We start from the raw sequence: 26713 nt of genomic DNA, 5'->3' as shown, positions 1-26713 counted from the left end.
AGAACGGTCATGGGCGCGCTTTCGCATCTAAGGGTACTGGATTTATCGCGGGTGCTTGCCGGGCCCTGGGCCGGGCAGATCCTGGCGGACCTTGGCGCTGATGTCATCAAGGTCGAGCGCCCGGGCAATGGCGATGACACGCGCGCCTGGGGGCCTCCGTTCCTTAAAGACGCCTATGGCGAGAACACCAGCGAGGCGGCCTATTACTTGTCCGCCAATCGCAATAAGCAATCAGTGACCATCGACTTCACGCGGCCAGAGGGTCAACAGTTGGTGCGTGAGTTGGCGGCGAAGTCGGACATCCTCATTGAAAACTTCAAGGTGGGTGGTCTGGCGGCTTATGGGTTGGACTATGAGTCGCTCAAGGCGATTAATCCGAAGCTGATCTATTGCTCGATCACCGGATTCGGTCAGACAGGTCCGTATGCCAAGCGTGCGGGTTACGACTTCATGATCCAAGGCTTGGGCGGTCTGATGAGTTTGACCGGTCGTCCTGAAGGAGATGAAGGCGCGGGGCCGGTGAAAGTCGGTGTGGCTCTGACAGATATTTTGACCGGGCTCTATTCAACAGTAGCGATCCTGGCGGCGCTGGCTCATCGGAATCAGGGCGGTGGCGGTCAGCATATAGACATGGCATTGCTGGATGTTCAGGTGGCTTGTCTGGCCAATCAGGCGATGAACTACCTGACTACAGGCATTGCGCCTAAACGCCTGGGCAACGCTCACCCGAATATCGTGCCTTATCAGGACTTCCCTACGGCCGATGGCGACTTCATCCTCACCGTGGGAAACGATGGGCAGTTCCGCAAGTTTGCGCAGGTGGCTGGTCAGCCGCAGTGGGCGGATGATCCGCGTTTTGCGACCAACAAACTGCGGGTGGCTAACCGAGCAGTATTGATTCCGCTGATTCGCCAGGTGACCGTGTTCAAGACTACTGCTGAGTGGGTAGTGCAGCTGGAGCAGGCAGGCGTGCCATGCGGACCGATCAATGATCTGGCTCAGATGTTTGCCGATCCTCAGGTTCAGGCGCGGGGGTTGGCCATTGAGCTGCCTCATGCTTTGGCCGGGATGGTGCCGCAGGTTGCGAGCCCGATACGTCTGTCCGAGACTCCGGTGGAGTACCGTAGTGCGCCTCCTTTGTTGGGTGAACACACGCTGGAGGTTCTGCAGCGGGTGTTGGGTTTGGATGCCGGAGTCGTTGCTGGGTTCAAGGCGTCTGGAGTGCTCTGAGCATTCCTTCTATATAGCAGGGCTGGTTTTGCTCTCCTATATAGAGGGGAATGCGCAGTTTTCCGGCGTTCCGCAAGTTATTGATAGAAAAGTGTAATTAGAGGTTGACGGCAGATTCTGGACGTCTATAATTCGCCCCACTTCCGGCGCAGTCGAAACGGAAAACTCCTTGGTAAACAATGAGTTATGCAGTTTTCGGCAGCGGTTACGCTTCAGTTCATCGAAGCCAGAAGGAGTTGGTAAGGCAGTGTGTTTTCGCCTTATTGACGGTTCGATCTTCTCGGTCGAAAGCGGAGAAAAAGAGGTGTTGACAGCAGCGAGTAACGCTGTAGAATTCGCCTCCCGCTAACGAGAGATCGGAAGCGCAAGTGGTTGAAGTTGCAAAGGAAACTTTGAAAACTTCTGAAAATAACCGCTTGACAGTAACAGAGGCTGCTGTAGAATGCGCGCCTCGGTTGAGACGAAAGATCTTAACCAACCGCTCTTTAACAACTGAATCAAGCAATTCGTGTGGGTGCTTGTGGAGTCAGACTGATAGTCAACAAGATTATCAGCATCACAAGTTACTCCGCGAGAAATCAAAGATGTAACCAACGATTGCTGAGCCAAGTTTAGGGTTTCTTAAAAACCCAAAGATGTTTGAACTGAAGAGTTTGATCATGGCTCAGATTGAACGCTGGCGGCAGGCCTAACACATGCAAGTCGAGCGGCAGCACGGGTACTTGTACCTGGTGGCGAGCGGCGGACGGGTGAGTAATGCCTAGGAATCTGCCTGGTAGTGGGGGATAACGCTCGGAAACGGACGCTAATACCGCATACGTCCTACGGGAGAAAGCAGGGGACCTTCGGGCCTTGCGCTATCAGATGAGCCTAGGTCGGATTAGCTAGTTGGTGAGGTAATGGCTCACCAAGGCGACGATCCGTAACTGGTCTGAGAGGATGATCAGTCACACTGGAACTGAGACACGGTCCAGACTCCTACGGGAGGCAGCAGTGGGGAATATTGGACAATGGGCGAAAGCCTGATCCAGCCATGCCGCGTGTGTGAAGAAGGTCTTCGGATTGTAAAGCACTTTAAGTTGGGAGGAAGGGCAGTTACCTAATACGTATCTGTTTTGACGTTACCGACAGAATAAGCACCGGCTAACTCTGTGCCAGCAGCCGCGGTAATACAGAGGGTGCAAGCGTTAATCGGAATTACTGGGCGTAAAGCGCGCGTAGGTGGTTCGTTAAGTTGGATGTGAAATCCCCGGGCTCAACCTGGGAACTGCATTCAAAACTGACGAGCTAGAGTATGGTAGAGGGTGGTGGAATTTCCTGTGTAGCGGTGAAATGCGTAGATATAGGAAGGAACACCAGTGGCGAAGGCGACCACCTGGACTGATACTGACACTGAGGTGCGAAAGCGTGGGGAGCAAACAGGATTAGATACCCTGGTAGTCCACGCCGTAAACGATGTCAACTAGCCGTTGGGAGCCTTGAGCTCTTAGTGGCGCAGCTAACGCATTAAGTTGACCGCCTGGGGAGTACGGCCGCAAGGTTAAAACTCAAATGAATTGACGGGGGCCCGCACAAGCGGTGGAGCATGTGGTTTAATTCGAAGCAACGCGAAGAACCTTACCAGGCCTTGACATCCAATGAACTTTCCAGAGATGGATTGGTGCCTTCGGGAGCATTGAGACAGGTGCTGCATGGCTGTCGTCAGCTCGTGTCGTGAGATGTTGGGTTAAGTCCCGTAACGAGCGCAACCCTTGTCCTTAGTTACCAGCACGTTATGGTGGGCACTCTAAGGAGACTGCCGGTGACAAACCGGAGGAAGGTGGGGATGACGTCAAGTCATCATGGCCCTTACGGCCTGGGCTACACACGTGCTACAATGGTCGGTACAGAGGGTTGCCAAGCCGCGAGGTGGAGCTAATCCCAGAAAACCGATCGTAGTCCGGATCGCAGTCTGCAACTCGACTGCGTGAAGTCGGAATCGCTAGTAATCGCGAATCAGAATGTCGCGGTGAATACGTTCCCGGGCCTTGTACACACCGCCCGTCACACCATGGGAGTGGGTTGCACCAGAAGTAGCTAGTCTAACCTTCGGGAGGACGGTTACCACGGTGTGATTCATGACTGGGGTGAAGTCGTAACAAGGTAGCCGTAGGGGAACCTGCGGCTGGATCACCTCCTTAATCGACGACATCAGCTGCTCCATAAGTTCCCACACGAATTGCTTGATTCATTGAAGAAGACGATAGAAGCAGCTTTAAGCTCCAAGCTGATAGCTCAACGCTAACAGTTACAAGCTCGAAATTGGGTCTGTAGCTCAGTTGGTTAGAGCGCACCCCTGATAAGGGTGAGGTCGGCAGTTCGAATCTGCCCAGACCCACCAATTTTGTTATGGGGCCATAGCTCAGCTGGGAGAGCGCCTGCCTTGCACGCAGGAGGTCAGCGGTTCGATCCCGCTTGGCTCCACCATAAACTGCTTCGACACGTTTGAGAGTTTAGAAATGAATATTCCGCTGTGAATATTGATTTCTAGTCTTTTGATTAGATCGTTCTTTAAAAATTTGGGTATGTGATAGAAAGATAGACTGATGGCCACTTTCACTGGTGGTGATCAGGCTAAGGTAAAATTTGTGAGTTTAATCGCGAATTTTCGGCGAATGTCGTCTTCACAGTATAACCAGATTGCTTGGGGTTATATGGTCAAGTGAAGAAGCGCATACGGTGGATGCCTTGGCAGTCAGAGGCGATGAAAGACGTGGTAGCCTGCGAAAAGCTTCGGGGAGTCGGCAAACAGACTTTGATCCGGAGATGTCTGAATGGGGGAACCCACCTAACATAAGTTAGGTATCTTAAGCTGAATACATAGGCTTAAGAAGCGAACCAGGGGAACTGAAACATCTAAGTACCCTGAGGAAAAGAAATCAACCGAGATTCCCTTAGTAGTGGCGAGCGAACGGGGACTAGCCCTTAAGTGGCTTTGAGATTAGCGGAACGCTCTGGAAAGTGCGGCCATAGTGGGTGATAGCCCTGTACGCGAAAATCTCTTGGCCATGAAATCGAGTAGGACGGAGCACGAGAAACTTTGTCTGAATATGGGGGGACCATCCTCCAAGGCTAAATACTACTGACTGACCGATAGTGAACTAGTACCGTGAGGGAAAGGCGAAAAGAACCCCGGAGAGGGGAGTGAAATAGATCCTGAAACCGTATGCGTACAAGCAGTGGGAGCCCACTTTGTTGGGTGACTGCGTACCTTTTGTATAATGGGTCAGCGACTTATTTTCAGTGGCGAGCTTAACCGAATAGGGGAGGCGTAGCGAAAGCGAGTCTTAATAGGGCGTCTAGTCGCTGGGAATAGACCCGAAACCGGGCGATCTATCCATGGGCAGGTTGAAGGTTGGGTAACACTAACTGGAGGACCGAACCGACTACCGTTGAAAAGTTAGCGGATGACCTGTGGATCGGAGTGAAAGGCTAATCAAGCTCGGAGATAGCTGGTTCTCCTCGAAAGCTATTTAGGTAGCGCCTCATGTATCACTGTAGGGGGTAGAGCACTGTTTCGGCTAGGGGGTCATCCCGACTTACCAAACCGATGCAAACTCCGAATACCTACAAGTGCCGAGCATGGGAGACACACGGCGGGTGCTAACGTCCGTCGTGAAAAGGGAAACAACCCAGACCGTCAGCTAAGGTCCCAAAGTTATGGTTAAGTGGGAAACGATGTGGGAAGGCTTAGACAGCTAGGAGGTTGGCTTAGAAGCAGCCACCCTTTAAAGAAAGCGTAATAGCTCACTAGTCGAGTCGGCCTGCGCGGAAGATGTAACGGGGCTCAAACCATACACCGAAGCTACGGGTATCACTTAGGTGATGCGGTAGAGGAGCGTTCTGTAAGCCTGTGAAGGTGAGTTGAGAAGCTTGCTGGAGGTATCAGAAGTGCGAATGCTGACATGAGTAACGACAATGGGTGTGAAAAACACCCACGCCGAAAGACCAAGGTTTCCTGCGCAACGTTAATCGACGCAGGGTTAGTCGGTCCCTAAGGCGAGGCTGAAAAGCGTAGTCGATGGAAAACAGGTTAATATTCCTGTACTTCTGGTTATTGCGATGGAGGGACGGAGAAGGCTAGGCCAGCTTGGCGTTGGTTGTCCAAGTTTAAGGTGGTAGGCTGGAATCTTAGGTAAATCCGGGATTCTAAGGCCGAGAGCTGATGACGAGTGTTCTTTTAGAACACGAAGTGGTTGATGCCATGCTTCCAAGAAAAGCTTCTAAGCTTCAGGTAACCAGGAACCGTACCCCAAACCGACACAGGTGGTTGGGTAGAGAATACCAAGGCGCTTGAGAGAACTCGGGTGAAGGAACTAGGCAAAATGGCACCGTAACTTCGGGAGAAGGTGCGCCGGTGAGGGTGAAGCATTTACTGCGTAAGCCCACGCCGGTCGAAGATACCAGGCCGCTGCGACTGTTTATTAAAAACACAGCACTCTGCAAACACGAAAGTGGACGTATAGGGTGTGACGCCTGCCCGGTGCCGGAAGGTTAATTGATGGGGTTAGCTAACGCGAAGCTCTTGATCGAAGCCCCGGTAAACGGCGGCCGTAACTATAACGGTCCTAAGGTAGCGAAATTCCTTGTCGGGTAAGTTCCGACCTGCACGAATGGCGTAACGATGGCGGCGCTGTCTCCACCCGAGACTCAGTGAAATTGAAATCGCTGTGAAGATGCAGTGTATCCGCGGCTAGACGGAAAGACCCCGTGAACCTTTACTATAGCTTTGCACTGGACTTTGAATTTGCTTGTGTAGGATAGGTGGGAGGCTTTGAAGCGTGGACGCCAGTTCGCGTGGAGCCAACCTTGAAATACCACCCTGGCAACTTTGAGGTTCTAACTCAGGTCCGTTATCCGGATCGAGGACAGTGTATGGTGGGTAGTTTGACTGGGGCGGTCTCCTCCTAAAGAGTAACGGAGGAGTACGAAGGTGCGCTCAGACCGGTCGGAAATCGGTCGTAGAGTATAAAGGCAAAAGCGCGCTTGACTGCGAGACAGACACGTCGAGCAGGTACGAAAGTAGGTCTTAGTGATCCGGTGGTTCTGTATGGAAGGGCCATCGCTCAACGGATAAAAGGTACTCCGGGGATAACAGGCTGATACCGCCCAAGAGTTCATATCGACGGCGGTGTTTGGCACCTCGATGTCGGCTCATCACATCCTGGGGCTGAAGCCGGTCCCAAGGGTATGGCTGTTCGCCATTTAAAGTGGTACGCGAGCTGGGTTTAGAACGTCGTGAGACAGTTCGGTCCCTATCTGCCGTGGACGTTTGAGATTTGAGAGGGGCTGCTCCTAGTACGAGAGGACCGGAGTGGACGAACCTCTGGTGTTCCGGTTGTCACGCCAGTGGCATTGCCGGGTAGCTATGTTCGGAATAGATAACCGCTGAAAGCATCTAAGCGGGAAACTAGCCTCAAGATGAGATCTCACTGGGACCTTGAGTCCCCTGAAGGGCCGTCGAAGACTACGACGTTGATAGGTTGGGTGTGTAAGCGCTGTGAGGCGTTGAGCTAACCAATACTAATTGCCCGTGAGGCTTGACCATATAACACCCAAGCAATTTGCTGACCTGAAAAGGCACCAGATTGCGGTGTGTGAAGACGAAACGAACCGAAAGTTTGTGACACTCACAAAACACCAAACTATCACATACCCATTCGCTGGAGCGTGAACCCGCAAGGGCCCACGACCTGGCTACCGAATTTCTTGACGACCATAGAGCATTGGAACCACCTGATCCCATCCCGAACTCAGCAGTGAAACGATGCATCGCCGATGGTAGTGTGGGGTTTCCCCATGTGAGAGTAGGTCATCGTCAAGATTAAATTCCGAAACCCCTATCTGCGTATGCAGGTAGGGGTTTTGTTTTAGTAGAAGTCACCGATTTTTCTGGCACGTTACCGCTGTAACGGGCTGGTCACAGAATTTCTTGACGACCATAGAGCATTGGAACCACCTGATCCCATCCCGAACTCAGCAGTGAAACGATGCATCGCCGATGGTAGTGTGGGGTTTCCCCATGTGAGAGTAGGTCATCGTCAAGATTGAATTCCGAAACCCCTGTCTGCTTATGCAGACAGGGGTTTTGTCTTTCTGGGCTATAGAAACCTCAATCTGGAATGGGGCACATCCTGCTCTTACGTGCCTTGCTACTCCTTCGAGCCAGCAACTTGCGCCACCAGATATAGATTCCCGTCGCCGACAATACTGCAATCAAAACACCTAGCACCGCGATCATGACTTGCCCAGTGAGCCCAATGATCCGCCCTCCGTGTATCGGTAATTGCAGCCGATAAAAGCGCTCCCCCAAGGTGCCTTGCCCTGCAATTTCCTGTCCCAGTAAACGCCCGTCCGTGCCATGGAAGAACAGCCAGGACTTTCCATGGGCCTCGGTATCATGTTGCCCAAACCCTGCCCCATAAAAGTTGTACTCAAAGCTGTAATACAACTCCCCGATTGGAGCGGTCAGCCCCAGCCTTTGCCCTTCCTGCAGCGCACGTTCATAAGCCTGTTGATAACTCAGCCGCGTAACTCCCAGCTCCTCAGCAGGCATGCGTCCGCGGGCCTCGTAAACGCTCGGCTCAATCGGCGAAAACAGTGAAACCACAGGCTTGAAGACCTGACTCGGCAGGTTCATGGCGACACTGCTGACCGCAATCGGTAGCAGCAACAACCAAAGCCACAACCCACCCGCCCGATGCAGGTCAAAATTCAGCCGGTAGGCATGCCCACCCTTGATCTTCCAGGCCGTCGACCATTTCTTCCAGAACGGTTTCCCACGTGGAAGCGTCAGCCAAAGCGCAATGAAACAATCGACAACCCAAGCGATCGCGACCAGTCCCATTAACAACAATCCCCAGTTATTCGGCAGGACCAGGTTGTAGTGAAACTCCAGAATGAACGGAATGAAGTTCTCCCGCTGAAAGCAGCATTCTCCCCAGAACCGCTGCCCTTTCTGCTCGCCATTGACCGGGTCCAGATAGAACACCTGATTGGGCTCGGCAAAGGGTTTTCCGGTCGCAGGATCATTGCGCGGTACAGCAGCCAGCAATGCGGTATGACCCTGTTCTGACGGATACTCCATGTACCAGACTTGCAGCCTCGGATGCTCCGCTTGCAGCTTGTCGACCAAGGCTCCAGGTGGCAAACGCTGACCTTCGGCAGACGCTGAATAAAACCCCGGATTGAGCCACTCATCCAGCTCATGATTGAACGCCAGGATGCTGCCCGTAAGCCCCGCCATCAGCAGAAACAACGCAGTCGCCAAACCAATGTAGCGATGAAGTAAAACCAGAAATGCACGCATGGAATTTTCCTGCAGAGACGACAAAGCCAGCCCCTGAATTCAGGGGCTGGCTTTTTTGGATAACGAGTCGTTAGAACTGGTAGCTCACGGTAGCGGCGACGTTGCGCTCTTCACCCAGGTAGCAGAAGTTCAGGCTGGCGCAGGAGGCCACGTAGGACTCGTTGGTCAGGTTGTTCGCATTTAAACGTACGTCCACGCCCTTCAAGCCCACCTTGCCCAGGTCATAGCCGACAGACGCATCGAACAGCGTATAGGACGGCACCTTCAGGGTGTTTTCCGCATCGGCCCAGCTGTAGCCGACATAACGCACGCCGCCGCCCAGACGCAGGCCATCAAGTGCTGCGCTGTCGAACTTGTAGTCCGCCCACACCGATGCCATATGACGTGGCGCCTGAGTCGGTGAGTTGCCCTTGTTTTCGATCACGTCGGTAGCAGTGCTCAACGTACTGATCATCGACTTCGAATACTCGATGTCGGTGAAGGTGTAGCTGCCGAGCACTTTCAGGTTATCGGTCAGCTGCATGTGCGCTTCCAGTTCTAGACCTTGGGAGCGGACGGCGCCTACAGCGCGATAGAAGTTTTCCTGCGGCAGTTTGGTCGCCAGGTTTTCCTGATCGATGCGGAACAGCGACGCCGTGAACAAGTTGTCGGTGCCTGGCGGCTGGTACTTCAGGCCCACTTCCCACTGGGTGCCATCGGTCGGTGCCAGAGGATTGCCGGCGCTGTCCGCGTAGGAATTCGGGTTGAACGACTCGGAGTAGCTGATATACGGCGCGATGCCGTTATCGAACAGGTACAGCGCCCCAGCCCGGCCCGTCAGCTTGGTGCGTTCGTCACTGATTTCCGTGCCTACAGGGCGTCCCGCTTCAGCCAGCCGATTTTCATCGGAGGTTTCAACCCAGTCCTGACGCAGGCCCAAAGAGAAGCGCCATTTATCCATCTCGATCAGGTCTTGCAGGTAGACGCCGGTCTGTTCCAGACGACGCAGATAGCTGGTCGGGCTGTAGAAGTCGATGGCCGAATTGCCGTACACCGGATTGAACGCATCGATCGGCGCAAGACCGCCACTGGTCCAGTCGACGACCGTCTTGCGCCGCTGGTAGTCCGCGCCCATCAGCACGGTGTGTTTGGTTGCGCCGGTGAAGAACTCGGCTTGCAGCATGTTATCGACGATAAAGGCGTGGAGCTTTTCGTCGCCGCCGGTGTAATAGCGGTTCAACTCGTTACTGGTGGGAGTGGTCCAGCCATAGGCATACACCTGATCGATCTTCACTTTGGAATCGAGATAGCGGAGGTTCTGCCGAGCGGTGAAGACGTCGTTGAAGCGGTGTTCGAACTGATAACCGAAGGACTGTTGATCACGCTGGAAACCATCAACACCCGGCTCGCCTTCGAAGAAGTTGGGGGAGATCCGATTGCCGTTGCGCTGATGGATTGTGCCATCGGCCGGGACGCCGCCGTGATAGCCGCCGTCGGGATCGTGTTGCAGATAGGCTTGCAGCGTCAGCGAGGTATCTTCGGTGAAATCGATGCTCACCGTCGGAGCCAGGGCGAAGCGCTTTTCCTTATTGTGGTCGAACTGTGTGTCGGACTGATCCGCCAACCCTGTCAGGCGATAGGCGATACGCTTGTCATCATCCACCGGCCCGCTGAAGTCGAAACCCATGCCGCGCTGGCCTTGGGTGCCCACCGTGGCCTGGACCTGATGATAGGGCTCATACAACGGTTTCTTGCTGGTCAACGCCACTAGCCCGCCCGGCGAACTGCGACCGTAGAGCACTGACGACGGCCCTTTGAGAATATCGACTCGTTCGAGGAAATACGGGTCCATCTGCATGGTGCTGTAGGTACCGCTGTCGCCCATGGATTTGAGGCCATCGAGATAGATGTTATCCACCGAGCCGTCGTTGAAACCGCGCATCGCCACGTAGTCGTAACGGTGGGTCGCGCCGTAAGGGTTGGTCAGCACGCCCGGGGTGTAGCGCATCGCCTGGGACACGGTTTGCGAGCCTTGGTCGTCCATTTGCTCGCGGGTCACCACGGACACGCTTTGCGAGGTTTCCAGCAACGCGGTACTGGTCTTGGTGGCGATCTGGCTGTGCGTTGCGTTGTAGCCATCCATGCTGCCCAGCGCGTTACCCAGGGCGAAGCCTTTGATGTCGGTGGTGGGCAGCGCCAGGGCTTCAGTTTCAGCGACGGGCCGCAGCACATAGCTGCTGCCATCCTGACTGACGGCCACAAGCCCTGTGCCATTGAGCAAATGACTCAACGCCTGATCCGCCGAATAGTCGCCCTGTAATCCCGGCGATTGAAGGCCCTGAGTTTGAGCCGGAGTCGTCGATAGCGTGATGCCCGCCTGACGCGCGAATTGGTTGAGCACATCGCTCAAGGAGCCGGCGGCGATGTTGTAGCGGTGGCTACTGGCTTCGCTGCCCTGTGCTGCAACGCCAAGTGTCGGCAGCAGGCCGACACCCAATGCGGTCGAGAACAGCGCCGCGCGGATGGCGTGGCGCAATACGCCCGATTCCGCGGCGAAATGGAGAGGGTTCTTACTGATGGCGCGCACAGTCATTGTAGGTTTCCGTAGGAAGTCGCTGAAGGCAGAGTTGAAGTGCTTACTGACTAAGCCGGACTTGTTCGGAAAACCCGCCAAAAATAATTCAGGCCTGTCGCTCCAGCGTCACCCAATAACGAGTGCGATAGCGCAGTCGCACCGCCAGGGTTTGCGGCAGGATGGCCAGTAGTTTGTCGGTGTCTTCGAGACGGAAAACCCCGGACAGCCGCAAGTGGGCAATGTCGGCCGCGCAGGTCAGATAGCCGGGACGGTAACGTCCGACTTCATTAATGAAATCCCCGAGGCGCATGTTGCGGGTGACGATCAGGCCATCCACCCAGGCGCCCGCATCCATGTCCTGCGGCGGTGCCGACTGCGCTCGACTCCGATCGATCAGATAACTCTGCCCGGCCTGCACCTGAATCGGCAGGCCATCGGCGGCTCGTGGCGAATGGATTGCGACCACGCCGCTGGTGACGCTGAGCCGCGTGCAGTCGGCGTCCTGACGAACAATGAAGCGCGCCGCCACACTTTCGAACACACCGTGACGGCTTTGCACCCGCAACGGTCGATCAAACGAAACCCCTTCACTTGCCCCACCGCACGTCACGACGATCTCGCCGCGAGTCAGTTTGATCAGGCGCTGCTGCGCGGTGTAGTCCAGATCCACCGCGCTGGCGGTATTGAGCTCCAGGCGCGTGCCATCCGGTAACTGGAAACCGCGTCGCTCGCCCGTGGCGGTGGCGAAGTCGGCGGTCCACTGTTGCCAGCCGATCGCATCCTTGCCCAGCCATGCCGCCGTACCCATCAACAACGCGCCCGACAGCAGCTTCAATGCCTGGCGCCGACCCAATCCCTGTGCGCTGTTTTCCAAAGTGTTGAAAGCGACTTGAGCGCCGGGCACCGCGCGTAGATTATTGCTCAACTCGGCTTGCAGGGACTGCACCCGTTGCCAGGCCAGTTCGTGTTCATGGTGTTCCGCCCGCCAGACGTCGCATTGTTGGCGCAGTCTGGGATTGGTCGCGTTGTTACGCAGGCGCAGCAACCAATGGATGGCTTGTTTAACCACCTGCTGATGCGGCGCGGCGCGGCGGTTCAGTGCTGAGTTATCCGCAGGCATCACGCTTCATACCGCAGCACATAGCAGTGATAAAGCGCGTCAGCCACATAGCGTTCCACCGAACGCAGGGATAATCCCATGTGTTCGGCGATCTGCTTGTGGGTAAGTCCTTCGCACTGGGCCAGCAGAAATGCCTGACGCACTTTCGGCTTCAGGCCTTCAAGCATACGGGCGATGCTTTCCAGCAACTCGAGCACCAATGCCCGCGCCTCGGCGCTCGGGGTTTGGGCCTCAGGCAAATGGGCGATGGTTTCCAGGTAGGCACGCTCGATTTCCTCTCGACGCCAATGGTCGATCACCAGGCCGCGGGCAATGGTTCGTAGAAAAGCGCGGGGGGCCTTGAGCTCCAGGCGTTCGGTTCTTTGCAGCAGCCGGACGAACGTGTCCTGAGCCAGATCCGCCGCATCGGCTGCATTGCCCAATCGCGCACGTAGCCACGTGTTGAGCCACCCGTGATGGCTGCTGTAAAGCGCCTGTACTGCAAACTCAGGTGAAGACATGAACGCGACAGCCCGACGTCACAAATGATAATTAGTCGCATTGTCATCAAGGGTCGGAAAATTTGCAACTGCCGTTCGAGCAACCGTCAGTAAACACCCCTGCTTGGGCGCTCTAGCACGCCGTTCGGCGGGTATCTGACGGGTTTCGTACAAATCCCTAAGATTTCTCTCGCTCGTGCCGACAGATTGGTGAGACATGCGTGCACCAAAGTAGAGCGGCCCAAGAATGCCGTCTGCGCGGTTACATGGAATGTTGAAACCGGAACGCATCCCCACTTTTTGCATAAGAAGCCCATGAAATGAATCTCAAGTTCAGCCATAAAATCCTGCTGGCCGCTTCAGGCGTCGTGGTGCTGGCTTTTGCGTTGTTCACTTTGTACAACGACTATTTGCAGCGAAACACCATTCGACAAAACCTCGAGTCTTCCGTTGAGCAAGCCGGCGAGCTGACCGCCAGCAGCGTGCAGAACTGGATGAGCGGCCGGGTGCTGGTCCTGGAAAATCTCGCGCAGAACGTCGCTCATCAAGGCGCCAATGCCGATTTGCCGGGGCTGGTCGATCAACCTGCCCTCACCTCGAACTTCCAGTTCACCTACGTCGGGCAGGCCAATGGTGTGTTCACCCAGCGCCCTGACGCGAAGATGCCGGACGGCTACGATCCGCGTCAGCGCCCTTGGTACAAACAAGCCGTGGTTGCTGACAAGACCATGCTGACCCCGCCTTACATGGCCGCGGTCGGCGGGTTAGTGGTGACCATCGCCATGCCGGTGAAAAAGCAAGGCGAACTGCTGGGCGTCGTCGGCGGCGACCTGAGTCTGGAAACCCTGGTGAAGATCATCAACTCGGTGGACTTCGGTGGCATCGGTCACGCGTTCCTCGTCAGCGCCGACGGTCAAGTGATCGTCAGCCCGGACAAGGATCAGGTGATGAAGAACCTGAAAGACATCTATCCGGGTTCCAGTGTCCGCATCGGGAAAGGCAATCAGGAAGTAGAACTGAACAAGCAGGACCGCATCCTCTCGTTCACGCCGGTGAGTGGTTTGCCAAATGCCGAGTGGTACATCGGTCTGTCGATCGACAAGGCCAAGGCCTACGCACCACTGAGCCAGTTCCGCACCTCGGCGCTGATCGCGATGTTCATCGCCGTGACCGCCATTGCAGTACTGCTGAGTCTGCTGATCAGCGTGCTGATGCGTCCGCTGACCACGATGGGTCGTGCGATGCAGGATATCGCTCAGGGCGAGGGCGACCTGACCCGTCGTCTGGTGGTAGAAAGCAAAGATGAGTTCGGCGAGTTGGGCGGCTCTTTCAACCAATTCGTGGAGCGGATTCACGCATCGATTTGCGAAGTGTCCTCGGCGACCCGTCAGGTTCATGACTTGTCGCAACGGGTGATGGCATCGTCCAACGCTTCGATCATCGGCTCCGACGAACAAAGCGCCCGCACCAACAGTGTGGCCGCGGCGATCAACCAATTGGGCGCCGCCACCCAGGAAATCGCCCGCAACGCCGCCGATGCTTCGCAACACGCCAGCGGCGCGAGCGAGCAGGCCGATGACGGTCGTCAGGTGGTGGAAAAAACCATCCTGGCCATGACCGAGCTGTCACAGAAAATCAGCCTGTCCTGCACGCAGATCGAAACCCTGAACGCGAGCACCGACAACATCGGCCACATTCTCGATGTGATCAAAGGCATTTCCCAACAGACCAATTTGCTGGCGCTCAACGCGGCCATCGAAGCGGCCCGTGCCGGTGAGGCAGGTCGTGGTTTTGCGGTGGTAGCGGACGAGGTGCGTAACCTTGCGCATCGCACCCAGGAATCGGCGGAAGAGATCCACAAGATGATCAGCTCACTGCAGATCGGTTCTCGCGAAGCGGTGACCACGATGAATGCCAGTCAGGCATCCAGCGAGCAGAGTGTCGAAGTGGCGAACCAGGCCGGCCTGCGACTGGTCAGCGTGACCCAGCGCATCGGCGAAATCGACGGCATGAACCAATCGGTGGCCGCAGCGACCGAAGAGCAGACCGCCGTGGTGGAAACCCTCAACGTCGACGTCAACCAGATCAACCTGCTGAACCAGCAGAGCGTGGCCAACCTCAATGAAACATTGAAGGATTGCGATGCGTTGTCCCAGCAAGCCAATCGGTTGAAGCAGTTGGTTGATAGTTTCAAGATCTGATTGAGGTCAGTTGAACCGCGTTATCGTCAATCGCGGGCAAGCCCGCTCCCACATGGTTTGTGTCGTACACACATCCCCTGTGGGAGCGGGCTTGCCCGCGATAGCGGTAGATCAGTCACCGCTAGAACGAAGCCTTAAACAAACAGCTTCAACACATTCCCCATCGCATCATTGGCAAACCCCTGAAGGAAATCCTTGAACCCCGGCAGGGCTTCGGCACCGCCCTGAGCCGGTTCAGCGATGATGGTCCAGATCGCCCTCGACTTGTCTGCGCCGATGGATTCCACCCTCATCGCCGCCCACAAATTGCCGATGCCCAAGGTGTTGTAGATGAGGGTCCAGGTCATGTTCATTGCCTGGTCGTCCCGAGAGTTGAGCTGCTCGACCACCAGGTGGTTGTCGTCCTTGAAGAATTTCTTGCGCAGCGACGACACGCCTTCGCCCGTCATCTCGATGTGCGACAGCGCTGGAATGAATCGATCGAAGCCGGCAAAGTTGCCGACCACCGCCCAGACTTGCGCCGCATCAACCGGTACTTCCACCGAAGACTCGACGTGGCAGCCGTGAGGATTTTTGATCAGGGTATCGGGTTGCAGAGTATTCATGGTTTTGCTCCGTGCAGGATTAGGGTGAATCAGATGAAGTTGATTTCTTTGAGGTAGTCGCAGCCGCGTCGCAGCAGCGCCGGGGATTTTTCCGGGTAATGCGCGCCCATCTGCCGCACGCCGGCCTGGGCGTTGTCATGGCCGATCATCGAGATGTCGCCGATGTCTTCTTCGAAGCCGTTGAGGTAGAAACCCAGCACGCCAAACAGCGCGTTTTCGCTATCGACGCGGCTCAGTTGCTGCTGCCAGTCGGCGACGCTGACCATGGCGAATTCCCGACCGGTCTCGCGAAATGGCGCCACGTAGGCGTCCCAGCTCAGGGGCTCGGGGTTGTGCAGGTTGAACACCGCTTTTTCGGCCTGGTAACGGCTGGCGTGGAAGGCGATGAAACGGGCGAGGAAATCCACCGGCATCAGGTCGAAATTCAGCGCCAGTTCCGGCACCTGGCCGAGCTGGATCGAGCCCTTGAGCATCAGCATCAAGCGATTTTTGTGGGGCTGGCAGACGCCGGTGAGGCTGTTGAAACTGATGTTGCCGGGGCGAAAAAGATTGACTCGCACCCCACGCTCGCGTGCCCGTTCGAGGATCCGCTCGCCGACCCACTTGGACAGGTTGTAGCCATTCTTGATGTAGATCGGCGGTGTCTGCGCGGCGGGCAACTCCAGCACCCGGCCATCGTCGGAAATCGTGCTGGACGCCGAGAGCGTCGAGACGAAGTTGAAGATCTTCTTGCTGCGTCCTTCGCACAGGCGCAGGCACTCGAAAATCGGCTCGACGTTATCCCGCGCCAACGACTCGTAATCGAGCACGTGATTGACGTTGGCGGCGTTGTGCACCAGCGCGCCGAAAGTGCGGTCGATGCGCGCGTAAACGTCGTCCGGCAAACCCAATTGCGGTTGGGTGATGTCGGCGGCGTAAACGCTGACCCGGCTCAGGTCCAGATGGGTGAGACGGTTATCCCGCAGGGCCTGGGCGAAACGTTCGGCCGCGGTTTGTCCGCCGGACTCACGCACCAGGCATGCGACCTCGGTGGCGCCCCAGGCCAGCAAAGCCTCGACGATGTGCACCCCGAGAAAGCTGTTGGCGCCGGTCACCAGCACTTTATGCACATCACCGCACTGGCTGACCGGCAGCGGATCGAGGTTGAGTTCGGCTTCGGCATCGATGAAGGCCTGGGGGCTGAGCGTCGAAGCTGCGCTTTGCTCGGGGCCATCGAGCAGCTTGGCGAGGGTCAGCAACGTAGGCGCCTCGATGAAGCGATTGATCGACAGGCTGCGACCGAACACCTGGCGGATGCTCAGCAGCAGCTGCGACAGCAGAATCGAATGCCCGCCCAGGTTGAAGAAGCTCTCGTCGGTGGCAATCTCCTCGACCGGCAGCTCAAGCAACTCGGACCACAGCTGGCGCAACTGCATCTGCAACGGGGTCTGCGGCTGGCGCCGCTGACTGGCGACCTGGACCTGTCCCGAGGTCGCGAGCAGAGCCCGTCGATCGACCTTGCCGTTACTGGTGTAAGGCAGGCGTGGCAGTTCAATGTAGGCGCCGGGGTGCATGTAACCGGGCAGCGCGTTTTGCACATGCTCGCGCAAGGCCGAGAGGGCGGTGCCGGGCTGCTCTTCCCTGGGGTGAACCAGGTACGCCAGGATCCGCCGCCGTTCATCGACCACCACCGCCACCTGACGAAACAGCTGGCTTTCGCGCAGGCAATGCTCGATTTCCTCGGGCTCGACCCGAAAGCCCCGGATCTTCACCTGGTTATCACGACGGCCACTCAGCTCGATCCCCTCGTTGGTCCACTGGCCGATATCGCCGGTGCGATAAACCCGCAACGCCTGCCCGTTGGGCAGCGTCAGGTTGAGGTAGCGCGCCGCCGTCAGCGCCGGGTCGTTCAGATAACCCAGGCCGACACCCGGCCCGGCGATATACAACTCGCCGGGTGTGCCTTGAGGCACTGGTTGCAGTTGCTCATCCAGAATCAACACCCGGCCATTGGCGATGGGGATGCCGAGGTTGCGATTGCTATCGCCGACGCAAAATTGCCGCGTGGTGGCCAACACCGTGGTTTCGGTCGGGCCATAAATATTGTGGAATCGACATTGCGGTGCGAGCTGCGCGATCACGAACGGCTCGCAGACATCGCCACCGGTAATCAAGTGCTCAAGGCCCAGCGGTGCTTGCAGCGGCATGACGCTCAGCAGCGCCGGTGGCAGGAAGGCGTGGGTCACTTGCTGCCCGCGAATCAACTCGACCAATTGCTGTGGATCGCGGCGCTGGTCGTCGCTGGGCACCACCAGTCGCGCGCCTTGGATAAAGGTCGGCAGGATATCCAGCAGCGACGCGTCGAAATTGATGGTGGAAAACTGCAACGACCGACTGCTGCGCTGTAACCCGACATGGTCGGCGTACCAGGCACAGAAATGGCTGAGGTTGCGATGGCTGAGCAACACGCCTTTGGGCTGGCCGGTGGTGCCGGAGGTGTAGATCGCCACGGCCGGTTCGTCGATGTTCACCGTGCGGCGGATCAGCGAGGCCGGGAGGCCGGGCTTGGGCGAAGGCAGACGGCGAATGTCCAGCATCGGCAGCGAGACGTCGCCCAACTCGCTGGCGCCGTCGTGCAACAGCAGGTCTGCGTTGGCGTTTTCCAGAATGAAGCGCCGACGTTGTGCCGGATGCTGCGGGTCCAGCGGCAGGTACACCGCGCCGCAACCCAGCACCGCCAGAATCGCCGCGTACAGCTGCGGCGACTTGGGCAGGCACACGCCGATCACCACCGGGCGCTCGGTTGCGCCGCGGTGGCGCAGCATGTTTAGCATCGGTTGTTGCAAGCTCAGCGCCAGGCTGCGTAAGGACTTGTAATCGACGAGCAAACCATCGACCCACAGGGCCGGTTGCGTCGCGTCATCGAGCATGCGCTGCTCAATGCTGTGCATCACCGGCACTTGGGCGGCGGCCAGCAGCCACGGCACCGCAGGCGCATTGAGGCGGTGTTCGAAGGCCAGCATCTCCAGTGCATCAAGCCCATGCAATAGTGACTCGGCAGCGCCGACCTCCGCCGTTGGCCAATGATCGAAACAGGCCTCATCCCGGGAAAACTGGCTGACCAGCCGTGCGCCGCTTTCGACTACCGCTGCCAGTGTGCGCAGGCGCAGAGACTGGCCGTTGCCGCCGCTTTCAGGAGCGATAACCTGCCGCCATAACAGTCGCTGCGCACCGTCGCGAAAAACCACCACCGGCTGCGGCAACGTCTCGTCCGCCAGGGCATCGAGTGAGACGCGTACCTCCAGGCGAGACCGGGCCTGGACGCCGTCGCACGGCGCCGTTCCGTCGTCGATCAACAAATCCACCGGGCCGTGATTGGCCGGCGATTCAATACGCACGACACCATGGCCGTGCAGTTCAAGTTCAAGGGCCAGTTCGGCCATTGCCTGGCTGCTGCCAGACACTGCAATTTCAAGGCGTCTCATGGACGGATCCTCAGGGGGTCAGGTAGTCGGCCAAGGCGTCGCGCACGCAGGGGGAGGCGAGCATCGAACTGCTGCGAAAGAAGCGCGTGATGTTGCCCACCAGCGGATGAAATCGGTTGATGGGGTAGGCCAGCGCACTGGCGTCTTCACGCAGCGACTGGCGTACCGACTCATCGACGGACAGGTGAGCGATCAGCTCGAAATCGAACGCCTGCTGCAGATCGCTCGCCAGATACTGGGCGATGAAACCCGGCATCAATCGCGCTATCGCATGGCGGTCCTCTTCGGGGGCGGAGCACCAGTAAATCTGCACCAGCCGCGTCCAGAAACCGGCGTGACGCCCCTCGTCCATAAGGTGGTCGGCCATCAAACCCTTGATCGAAGCCTTGACCGAATCGTCCCGGGCGAAGGCCGCCACTTCATTGGTTACGGTGTTTTCGGCAATGGCGATGCAGATCAGCTCTACGGCGCTGAGCAGGTGCTTCGGTGCCTGGGCCAGCGTCGCCGGTATCGCGCGGCTGAGTTCGATCTGCATGGGCAACGGGATCGGTGCGATACCGGTCATGTCGATGGTCTGCTGCATGAAATCCATCGCCACCAGTGCGTGGTAATCCTCGTCTACCACGACCGTCATCGCGTCGTAGCGGCAGGCGAACGGGAACTCAATGCCGAAGCTGTTCTTGGCGATGCGGCGGGCGGTGTTGTCCACCAGCTCGGTCTCGAAAATCACCACGTCGTTGATGAACTTGTAAAGGCTCTGCACCAGCACAAAGTCGCGCAGCTGCGGGCAGTGGCTGAGAAAGGTCTGGCTGTGGACCAGGGGTTGGCGGCTCATGGTGAAGATCAGTTTGTCGTCGTCTTCGAGCCGGCGCCGTGGCCGGGTGCGGATCGTGGCGCGGCTTTCCCAGGCGTCAGCGAAGGATTGGTAGTGGACGGCGTTCATGGCGTCACCTGCGCAACCGGTTGGGTCATGCTCTGGCGCAGGCCGTCCCACAGGGCGGCGCGGCTTTGGACAGCGGCGAGCGCGGCGGCCAGCACTTCGGTTTCGCGCTGCGGGTCGCCATCGATCAGCCGTGCCAGCAGTTTTTCCGCCGCCGGGCCGTGGTCTTCGGAATCGACTTCGATGTGCCGTTGCAGGTAGTAACGAAACGTCGGGGCTTGATCCAGGCCAATGCCCCAGGCATCCAGCATGCGCTGGAACATCTGCGGAATGACGCTCTCGCGACCATGCACGAACGCGGCAGCCACACTGTGGGCCGGGGCGTGCAGGGCGGTGTGCAGGGTCTGGCGAACGAACCGGGCCGCCGCCGGTTCAACCTCGACACTGTCCAGCGCGGTCTCGGGGCTAACGCCCTCCTGTTGCAACGCGATGAATCGCTCAATGGCCCGGGTGTCCGCGCCGACCTCTCGCATGGCGTCCAGATACAGTTCGAAGTGACTGCAATACCCCGCCCCCGGGCGGTCATCCGATTCTTCGCCCAGCACGATTTCGTTGATCAGGCGTGCAGCGTGCGGGTCCGCCGGCGGCAGCCAGGGCAGATGGACACAAGTGAGTTCACGTTGCAGCCGTTTGGTCAGGGACATGAAGTCCCACACCGCGAAAACATGGCTTTCCATAAAACGGCGCAATAAGTTAATTGATGTTATTTCGGAAAAAACCGGGTGTTGGCCAAGTTCGCGTTTTTTCAGAAAAAGTTGTTCTTTAGTGGGCTGCATATGAACGTCCTCATCAATGTTGTTTGGCGGCAAGGTCACCCGCTTTTTTATAAAGACGAGCGGGCGCCTGAACCGAAATCCATGGAATACCAAAGTTGTTTAAATATTCGCTCTGAATGCCCTTGTCGGCCTTGCAGGTCTTGCCTGGTGGGGCTTTTCCGGAAGCAGGAGCGGTCGATAACGGCTCGACGAAGAAAAAACTAATACACGAAACAAGTAGGCGGCAAGCAATATTTTAATTATTTGAAGTGGACAATTTATTGGGCGTGAAGTGGCCTTATAAAACTTTTAATATAAGTTTTATTCAGGCGAAGTGGCTCCTTCCGATTTGTATTCATCAGAATTGAATAGATTGAGTGAATGCCTCACTCAGAGCACTTCAGGGAACAGGGAATCAAGATTTGATGTTTTATGGGCGGGACATCGGTCGGACTTCCGATTATCCCGCCTGTTGGCGCCGCTCCTTGCGTATTGGCTTCGATTCGCCTGGTTTTCTGTCAGGCGCTGACTTCTTTTGGTCTGTTTGAATCGATAAACGCAAGAGTGAGCCTAAATCAATGGCAGTGCCATTGAACTGATGGCGGCGACCGGTTGCGCGCACGGCTTCGCCGCGCCAGGCAAGAGCGGAGATGGAGAGGGGGAATATGTAAGGAAGTGATACGCCGGCCAGGTCGCCGGCGAGCGATTAACGTTTGAGCTGTTGATCCAGATACCGCCGCATGGTGGCGGAGGCTTTTTCCAGGTGCTGCTCCAGCAAGGCAACCGCTTTATCGATGTCTTTGGCCCTCGCGGCCTCGAGCAGTGCGCGATGGTCGTCTTGGGTGAGTTTGCCCAGCCCCATGGACGACAGATGAAAGCGCAGGAAGCGCTCTTCTTCATTGAGCTCGCGTTCGATCAGGCCCAGAAGCTTGCGGTTAGGTGCCTTGTGGTAAAGCGACATGTGAAACAGCCGATTGAGCTTGCCGATCTCGGAGTAATCGGTTTGCGCTTCCAGTTGCTCGATATATTGGCCCGCCTGCGCCAGGTCGCTGTCATCGAGCAGGGGAATGGACAGGCGCAAAGCGAATGACTCCAGCACCGAGCGCAAGGCGTAGGTTTCGACCGCATCGTTGTCGATCAGCGGGGCCACCACGGCGCCTTTGTGCGGGACCACATTAAGCAGTGATTGCGCCTCCAACTGGCGTAATGCCTCACGCACCGGCATGCGGCTTACGCCGAACAGGTCAGCCAGTTCCTGCTGGCGCAGGGCGGTACTGCGCGGCAGGCGTCCGTCCAGGATGGCCGCGCGCAGGGTTTCTTCGATCACCGAGCGTGCCAGATGAGCGGGAATCGGCCCGTTGACCTTGATACTGCTGAGAGGGCTAGGCTTCTGTGTCACAACAAACGCACCCTGATTGGCTGATAAATTCTGGATCCAAATGGACCCTAGTGACTGGCTGACAGGTTGTCAAACGGGCAAAAGATCGCATTACCTTAAAGTCTAGCGTGCCGACGGTGATCTCACCGTGCCATTGTTTTTTACCGGGCTAACCTGCACCATCAACCGACTTCCACCTGCCTACCCTGGATGCCTCGCATTGGCGGTACGTTTCGCGATCCCTCGGACTTTGCGCTGGCCAGGCTGCGCGCTGCTGCTGGCCGGCATCATGCTGGGCGGGCTGCATGCCGACTGGGATTTTTCGCTGATCAGCCGTCGCGCGCAGGCGTTGTACGGGCCTTTGGGTGAAGGGCAGCAGCGCATCGATGCCTGGCAGCAGTTGCTGGCCACGCAGAAGCAGATTGGCGAGCTGGAACAGCTCAACGTAGTCAACCGGTTCTTCAACAAGCAGATGCGCTACGAAGAAGACATCGACCTGTGGCACGAGGTCGATTATTGGGAAACGCCGATCGAAGGCTTATGGAAAGGCGCCGGCGACTGCGAAGACTACGCTATCGCCAAGTATTTCAGCCTGCGCCATCTCGGTGTCTCCAGTGACAAGCTGCGCATCACCTACGTCAAGGCTTTGCGCCTGAACCGCGCGCACATGGTGCTGACCTACTATTCGAGCCCCGAGGCCATGCCTTTGGTGCTCGACAGCCTGATCGACGGGATCAAGCCTGCCAGCCAGCGAACCGATTTGCTGCCGGTCTACTCTTTCAATGCCGAAGGGTTGTGGTTGCCGGGTGCCAAGGGCAACAAAAAGGTCGGAGACACCAAACGCCTGTCCCGCTGGCAGGATGTGTTGAAGAAAATGCAGGCCGAAGGTTTTCCGGTCGAGACGACTAACTAGGAGCACGCGCTCAGATGTCCTTGTTCAAACAGCTGTTGATCGCTATCTGTCTGTTCCTGGTGGTCGCCTTCACCGGCAGCTTCATGGTCAGTCTGGAAAGCTCGCGTACCCAGTACGTCAACCAGTTGCGCTCCCATGCCCAGGACGCAGCCACGGCGTTGGCGCTGTCTCTGACACCGAACATCGATGACCCGGCGATGGTCGAGCTGCTGGTCAGTTCGATCTTCGACAGCGGTTATTACGCGAGCATCCGTGTGGTCGATCTGACCAACGACAAGACAATTGTCGAGCGCAGCGGCATCCCGGCGGTCACCAACGTGCCGGACTGGTTCGTCAAACTGATCGGCCTGGAACCGGCCGGTGGCGACGCGCTTGTCAGCCGTGGCTGGGAGCAGGCCGCGCGGGTCGAGGTGGTCAGCCATCCGATGTTTGCGTTGGCCAAGCTGTGGCAGAGCGCATTGGGCAGCCTTGGCTGGCTGCTGATCTGCGGCGCGGTGAGTGCGGTGCTGGGCGCGCTGTTGCTGCGCCGGCAACTGAAGCCGCTCGATTACATGGTCAAGCAATCCCACGCCATTGCTCGCCGCGAATTCCTCAGCCTGCCGGAACTGCCGCGCACCCCGGAACTGCGGCGGGTGGTGCAGGCCATGAACCAGATGGTCGAGAAGCTCAAGGCGCTGTTCCAGGAGCAGGCCGAACGCAGTGAAAAACTGCGGGCCGAATCCTATCAGGACAACCTGACCGGCCTGGCCAACCGGCGCTATTTCGAAATGCAATTGAACGCGCGAGTGAGCAATGCCGAGCAGGCCAGTTCCGGCTATTTGCTGCTGTTGCGGGTCAAGGATCTGGCTGGTTTGAACCAGCGGCTGGGTGGTCAGCGTACCGATGAATTGTTGAAAGCGGTGGGCGAGCAGTTGTCCCGGGAGTGCGCCAAGTACCCGGAAACCCAGAACCTCGTCACGCGCATTCGTGGCGGTGAATTCGCCGTGCTGGCGCCGGGGCTGGTGCGCGAAGAAGCGCTGCAACTGGCGAGTAACCTCGACAGCGCCTTGGCGAGCCTGCATGCGACGGGCGCCACGGACGTGGCGTCGGTGGCTTCAATCGGGCTGGCGCCGTTTGCCCATGGCGACTCGCCGCAAGCAGTGATCGGGTTGGCGGATCAGGCGTTGGCCCAGGCGGAAAGTCAGGGCGAACCAAGCTGGGCGTGCCTCGATCACAGTGCATCGGCCCGGGTTGGCGATGACCACCATGCCTGGCACACCTTGCTGGATCAGGCGTTGGATCAGCAGCGTTTCGAGCTGTACTTCCAGCCGGTGGTGGCCAGCCACGACACGCAGGTGGTGCTGCATTACAAAGTGCTATCGCGCTTGCTCGACGAGCAAGGTCAGACCATTCCCGCCGGGCGTTTCTTGCCCTGGCTCGAGCGTTTCGGCTGGACCGCGCGGCTGGACCGTTTGATGCTGGAGTTAGTGCTTGAACAGATGGCCGAGCATGACGAGTCGCTGGCGCTGAACCTGTCTTCGGCGACACTGGCGGATCCGCAGGCGCTGAACAAAGTGTTCGAGATCCTGCGTCAGCATTCGAATCTCGGGGAACGACTGACCCTGGAAATCGGCGAAGAGCAATTGCCCGAGCAAGCGGTGTTGGAACAGCTGACGCGGCGTCTGCGCGAGCTTGGGTTCTCGTTGAGCCTGCAGCGTTTTGGTGGACGTTTCAGCATGATCGGCAATCTGGCGCGGCTGGGGTTGGCGTATCTGAAGATCGACGGCAGTTACATCCGGGCGATTGATCAGGAGAGCGACAAGCGTCTGTTTATCGAGGCGATTCAGCGGGCAGCGCACAGCATTGATTTGCCGCTGATTGCCGAGCGGGTCGAGACCGAAGGGGAGTTGGCGGTGATTCGTGAGATGGGGTTGTATGGGGTTCAGGGGCAGTTGTTTGGTGAGCCTAAGCCTTGGCAGTAAGGCTAATGCCGTCATCGCGGGCAAGCCCGCTCCCACAGAATTTGTGTGGTACCACAATCCTGCGTTCACCTCCGCCCCCTGTGGGAGGGGTAGTTGTTTGGTGAGCCAAAGCCTTGGCAGTGAGGCTAATGCCGTCATCGCGGTGTAGAAACGGATACATCCTTTACAATCGAGACCGGGGACATCCTTTACGTTTTTGTGGGTTTGAAAGGCGGTTTTCACCGCTTTTCAAACGACCTAAAAGGTAATTGCACAAATACACTTCCCAGACCTCATCTTCCACCTCCTTCAGCCCTAGTGCCTCACCCACCAGCGATTCGCTGACAAATACCATTCCACCTTTCCACTTCATTGAACCGTTTTGCCGGACTTTTCTGACCAGCATTTGTGAAGGGTAATTCACCTCCGGCACACGTCCGTCGTAGAGGCGGCTGGATGGCACATAAACATCCGCCGGAACCTTCATTGCCAGGGCCTTGTGAGGGCGTTCGTAGTTGTATTCGTGGCGAAACCGTTCAAACGCCAGCTGCTGCTGTACCAAATTATGCTCAGGTGTCTGAAGCAGCGCAGCCTTGAGGGTTCGGTGCATTCGTTCATGGCGGCCATTCTGGTCAGGGCGTCCGGGCTGGATACGCTCGGGATAGATACCCAAACGTATGAACCACGCCGCCAGACTGGAGATGCGCGACACGCCGGTCGAGGCAAAAGGTGAACCGTTATCCGTGCGAATGACATTGGGCAACCCATACTCTCGAAAAGCCCAGTCAAATCCTTCGCGCGCCCCAGCCACACTGCTTTGCGCCCGACAAAGTAAGAGGAATCGACTGACATGATCGGAGATCGTCAAAGGAAAGCAGCGCTGACCTGATTGCAGGGCGAAGTCGCCTTTGAAATCCGCCGCCCATGTTTGATTGGGCTCTGTGGCTTCGCGTAATGGAATAGGCCCCGTCGGTGGGCGATTAAGGAAACGTCGTTTTTGCACCAAACCTGCACGCTTGAGCCATTCGCCAGCGGTGCTCAACGCGGGCCAAGGCAGCTCCGCGTGCGTGTTTTTAAGGTTGTGAACCAACTTCTCAGGTCCCCAACTCGGATGCTCGCGCTTATAAGCGATCAGCAACTCAAGGACATGCTCACTGATTTGATGGGGGCTGTGGTGCGGACGTCTGGACAGCTCTTTGAGCCCGTCGATGCCACGTTCAGCATAGCGCGCTAGCCACTTGTCCAAAGTGGGCCGGCTGACACCGTAATGCCGTGCCAGCTCACATTTGGAATAGGCGCCGGACATCCAGTCGCCTACGAGTTTCACTCTCTGATCCATTGGGGACTCTCGATTCCAGGGCATGGTCAGGCACCTCCTGACCGTATTTCATACCTGTAAACGATGTCTCCGGTTTAAAACGTAAAGGATGTCTCCGGTTTCTACCCGGGCAAGCCCGCTCCCACAGAGTTTGTGTGGTACCACAATCCTGCGTTCACCTCCGCCCCCTGTGGGAGGGGTAGTTGTTTGGTGAGCCTAAGCCTTGGCAGTAAGGCTAATGCCGTCATCGCGGGCAAGCCCGCTCCCACAGAGTTTGTGTGGTACCACAATCCTGCGTTTACCTCCGCCCCCTGTGGGAGCGGGCTTGCCCGCGATGGCGCCCGTGGGGACACCGATTATTCCGGTAGCAAATTCCTAGGAGATTTCCTTCAAGTTGTAGCGGTTTTGGTGAACTTGTTTTGGCCAAAACTCAGGGCTAGTCTGGCCTTGTCACTGAATAATCGGTGA

General features: G+C 57.4%; 14 protein-coding genes, 2 tRNA genes and 4 rRNA genes. 10 read left to right on the top strand and 10 right to left on the bottom strand.

All coding sequences use genetic code 11. The features are described 5' to 3' along the window. The first annotated feature begins 9 nt into the window (after window positions 1–9). The 7 genes from AB7M26_RS04685 to rrf (AB7M26_RS04655) all read left to right on the top strand — a co-directional run bounded on the left by AB7M26_RS04685 (window position 10) and on the right by rrf (AB7M26_RS04655) (window position 7316). The gene (locus AB7M26_RS04685; RefSeq protein ID WP_123500580.1) at window positions 10–1230 is read left to right on the top strand and encodes a CaiB/BaiF CoA transferase family protein; all 1221 of its coding nucleotides are present in this window, start codon (window positions 10–12) and stop codon (window positions 1228–1230) included. 641 nt (window positions 1231–1871) lie between these two features. Then, window positions 1872–3410, top strand: a 16S ribosomal RNA gene (locus AB7M26_RS04680). A 123-nt stretch (window positions 3411–3533) separates the two neighbouring features. Continuing rightward, a tRNA-Ile gene (locus AB7M26_RS04675) sits at window positions 3534–3610 on the top strand. 10 nt (window positions 3611–3620) lie between these two features. Beyond that, window positions 3621–3696: transfer RNA gene (locus AB7M26_RS04670), tRNA-Ala, on the top strand. A gap of 229 nt (window positions 3697–3925) precedes the next feature. Continuing rightward, window positions 3926–6817, top strand: a 23S ribosomal RNA gene (locus tag AB7M26_RS04665). Between the two features lie 160 nt (window positions 6818–6977). Further along, window positions 6978–7093 (top strand): 5S ribosomal RNA (gene rrf / locus AB7M26_RS04660). A 107-nt stretch (window positions 7094–7200) separates the two neighbouring features. After that, window positions 7201–7316 (top strand): 5S ribosomal RNA (gene rrf, locus AB7M26_RS04655). Together the 16S, 23S and 5S rRNA genes with 2 tRNA genes alongside form the textbook arrangement of a ribosomal RNA operon. A gap of 65 nt (window positions 7317–7381) precedes the next feature. On the opposite strand, the gene AB7M26_RS04650 is transcribed toward rrf (AB7M26_RS04655), so the two are convergent. The 4 genes from AB7M26_RS04650 to AB7M26_RS04635 form a co-directional block, all read right to left on the bottom strand. Further along, window positions 7382–8578 (bottom strand): PepSY-associated TM helix domain-containing protein, encoded by a 1197-nt coding sequence (locus tag AB7M26_RS04650; RefSeq protein WP_123499524.1) that lies wholly within the window; start codon window positions 8576–8578, stop codon window positions 7382–7384. 70 nt (window positions 8579–8648) lie between these two features. Next, window positions 8649–11150: a TonB-dependent siderophore receptor gene (locus tag AB7M26_RS04645; protein WP_123499526.1), complete on the bottom strand. Its 2502-nt coding sequence runs from the start codon at window positions 11148–11150 to the stop codon at window positions 8649–8651. A gap of 88 nt (window positions 11151–11238) precedes the next feature. Further along, window positions 11239–12252 (bottom strand): FecR domain-containing protein, encoded by a 1014-nt coding sequence (locus AB7M26_RS04640; RefSeq protein ID WP_123499529.1) that lies wholly within the window; start codon window positions 12250–12252, stop codon window positions 11239–11241. After that, the gene (locus AB7M26_RS04635; RefSeq protein ID WP_123499531.1) at window positions 12252–12752 is read right to left on the bottom strand and encodes a sigma-70 family RNA polymerase sigma factor; all 501 of its coding nucleotides are present in this window, start codon (window positions 12750–12752) and stop codon (window positions 12252–12254) included. Before AB7M26_RS04635 ends, AB7M26_RS04640 begins: the two co-directional genes overlap by 1 nt. 299 nt (window positions 12753–13051) lie before the next feature. Here AB7M26_RS04635 and AB7M26_RS04630 point away from each other — a divergent pair, with 299 nt between their 5' ends. Then, window positions 13052–14932, top strand: coding sequence for a methyl-accepting chemotaxis protein (locus AB7M26_RS04630; RefSeq protein WP_123499533.1), 1881 nt, complete (start codon window positions 13052–13054; stop codon window positions 14930–14932). A gap of 134 nt (window positions 14933–15066) precedes the next feature. Here AB7M26_RS04630 and AB7M26_RS04625 read toward each other — a convergent pair whose 3' ends face one another. The 5 genes from AB7M26_RS04625 to AB7M26_RS04605 form a co-directional block, all read right to left on the bottom strand. After that, complete coding sequence (locus AB7M26_RS04625) at window positions 15067–15537, bottom strand: SRPBCC family protein (protein ID WP_123499535.1); 471 nt, start codon at window positions 15535–15537, stop codon at window positions 15067–15069. Between the two features lie 29 nt (window positions 15538–15566). After that, window positions 15567–19001, bottom strand: a complete 3435-nt coding sequence (locus AB7M26_RS04620) for a non-ribosomal peptide synthetase (RefSeq protein ID WP_123499537.1) — start codon at window positions 18999–19001, stop codon at window positions 15567–15569. Window positions 19002–19011: 10 nt separating this feature from the next. Further along, complete coding sequence (locus tag AB7M26_RS04615) at window positions 19012–19944, bottom strand: diiron oxygenase (protein ID WP_429388140.1); 933 nt, start codon at window positions 19942–19944, stop codon at window positions 19012–19014. Then, the gene (locus AB7M26_RS04610) at window positions 19941–20717 is read right to left on the bottom strand and encodes a DUF3050 domain-containing protein (RefSeq protein WP_429388137.1); all 777 of its coding nucleotides are present in this window, start codon (window positions 20715–20717) and stop codon (window positions 19941–19943) included. Before AB7M26_RS04610 ends, AB7M26_RS04615 begins: the two co-directional genes overlap by 4 nt. A gap of 685 nt (window positions 20718–21402) precedes the next feature. Beyond that, window positions 21403–22095 carry a GntR family transcriptional regulator gene (locus AB7M26_RS04605; RefSeq protein WP_123499543.1) on the bottom strand — a complete coding sequence of 231 codons (693 nt, stop codon included), beginning with the start codon at window positions 22093–22095 and terminating at the stop codon, window positions 21403–21405. Window positions 22096–22294: 199 nt separating this feature from the next. On the opposite strand from AB7M26_RS04605, the gene lapG reads away from it, so the two are divergent. Then, on the top strand, window positions 22295–22987 hold the full coding sequence (gene lapG / locus AB7M26_RS04600; RefSeq protein WP_123499545.1) for a cysteine protease LapG: 693 nt from the start codon (window positions 22295–22297) through the stop codon (window positions 22985–22987). 14 nt (window positions 22988–23001) lie between these two features. Then, window positions 23002–24948 (top strand): cyclic di-GMP receptor LapD, encoded by a 1947-nt coding sequence (gene lapD, locus AB7M26_RS04595; protein ID WP_123499547.1) that lies wholly within the window; start codon window positions 23002–23004, stop codon window positions 24946–24948. A 163-nt stretch (window positions 24949–25111) separates the two neighbouring features. On the opposite strand, the gene AB7M26_RS04590 is transcribed toward lapD, so the two are convergent. After that, complete coding sequence (locus tag AB7M26_RS04590) at window positions 25112–26290, bottom strand: integrase core domain-containing protein (protein WP_123501468.1); 1179 nt, start codon at window positions 26288–26290, stop codon at window positions 25112–25114. Between the last annotated feature and the right edge of the window lie 423 nt (window positions 26291–26713).

It is taken from the genome of Pseudomonas sp. F-14 TE3482, from assembly GCF_053629455.1.
The sequence above is the reverse complement of the archived record's forward strand: the minus strand, read 5'-3'. Positions and strand labels throughout refer to the sequence as shown.